Source organism: Halonotius pteroides (assembly GCF_003605635.1).
Taxonomy (GTDB): domain Archaea; phylum Halobacteriota; class Halobacteria; order Halobacteriales; family Haloferacaceae; genus Halonotius; species Halonotius pteroides.
Map to the genome: position 1 here is coordinate 1 of NZ_QMDW01000067.1, position 1453 is coordinate 1453.

2 protein-coding genes are annotated in these 1453 nt (G+C 68.1%); both read left to right on the forward strand.

Annotated features, from left to right (window positions below; translation table 11 throughout):
• A partial coding sequence (locus DP106_RS16320; protein WP_394343467.1) for a helix-turn-helix transcriptional regulator occupies window positions 1-418 on the forward strand: 418 nt, incomplete at its 5' end.
• A gap of 611 nt (window positions 419-1029) precedes the next feature.
• A partial coding sequence (gene prs / locus DP106_RS15050) for a ribose-phosphate diphosphokinase (RefSeq protein ID WP_120086614.1) occupies window positions 1030-1453 on the forward strand: 424 nt, incomplete at its 3' end.

A 1453-nucleotide genomic window follows, 5' to 3' on the forward strand; every position in this document is an offset into this window, starting at 1 on the left:
GCTCCTCGTCGGGCTGTACCTCCTGTTCGGCCGGCAGCGCGGGGACGAGACACGCGAGCCCCCGGAGGCGGGCGATGCCGATAGCGACGGCGGAACGGCGGGGGAACCGACGGACGCGGCGGCCGAGAGCGCGACACCAGAGAAAGACGGTGCGAACGCCGACCCGGACACCGGGGCCGACGAGCCGAATCCCGAACTGCTCTCGGACGAGGAGCGCGTCGAGTACCTCCTCGAACGGAACGGGGGACGGATGAAGCAGGCGACGATCGTCAAGGAGACCGGCTGGTCGAACGCGAAGGTCTCACAGCTTCTCTCGTCGATGGACGACGAAGACCGGGTGGACAAACTCCGAATCGGCCGGGAGAACCTCATCAGCCTGCCCGGAGAAGGCGTCGGCGAACTCGGCGAGGAGCCTTGAAATTCTCTCCGCGCTGCAGCGCGAGGATTCCAGCGCGGGACGGCGAGCCGGTCCCACGTCCCCGCTGGCAACTTCTCACCTGCCGGATGGGGTCCGGCGAGGCGATACCGGGTTCGTGCGCGATACGTCGGCCCCGCGAGGGGTGTGGCGTGTTGCGCGTCCGTTCGGACGCGGTATCCGCTTGCACCGGGCATCCCGTTTATCTCGAAGAGACAGCGGGGATGCCCCCGGTCGCCCTTTTCGGCGCGTCCGGGCACGGGCCGTGCCATCGGCCTGCCTGCCTTTCGTGCCACGGTGGGCAGGCACACTCGGGCGAGGGTCGCTTTTTGTCTGCCGTCTCCCGACGGCTTCGGAGACGCCCTTGCGGGAACGGTGTGGTGGCCTTCGTCGTCCGGGCGGACCCCAATCCAACCGCCAGTTTTTGCCCGTTGTGCGTACCCACGGACACGCTGTCTGGGGGAATAATTCTGGCGGTTGTCGCCCTGGTGTCGGATTCATCCCCGCCGTGAACGGCGAGGCTCTCTCCTCGAACTTCCGTAACGACCCGCGAGCAGCGAGGCGAGCGCCAGCGAACGAAAACGCGTTTACCCCCGGGGGACACAGAGCCGCTAATGATAGTTCCGGGATCCGCATCACAAGAGGTCGCGGCGGCGCTCGCGAGCGAACTCGACGAGCCGCTCGCCGCCGTCGAGTACGACTGGTTCGCCGACGGCGAGACGCTCGTCCGCGTTCCGGACGCCGGCGACAGGGCGATCGTCGTCGCCTCGACGGTGTCAGATTCCGCACAGGTCGAGTTGCTGCAGCTACAGGACGCCGCCCGGCAACGGGCCGAGGAGGTCGTCACCGTCCTGCCGTACATGGGCTACGGGAGACAGGACGAGGCGTTCGAGCCGGGTGAGCCGGTGTCAGCGCGGGCGATGGCGCGGGCGATCTCGACCGGAACCGACCGGGTGATGACGGTCAACCCCCACGAGGCGTCGATCGCCGACTTCTTCGAGGTGCCGTGTGCGACCGTCGACGCGGCTAGTCACCTCG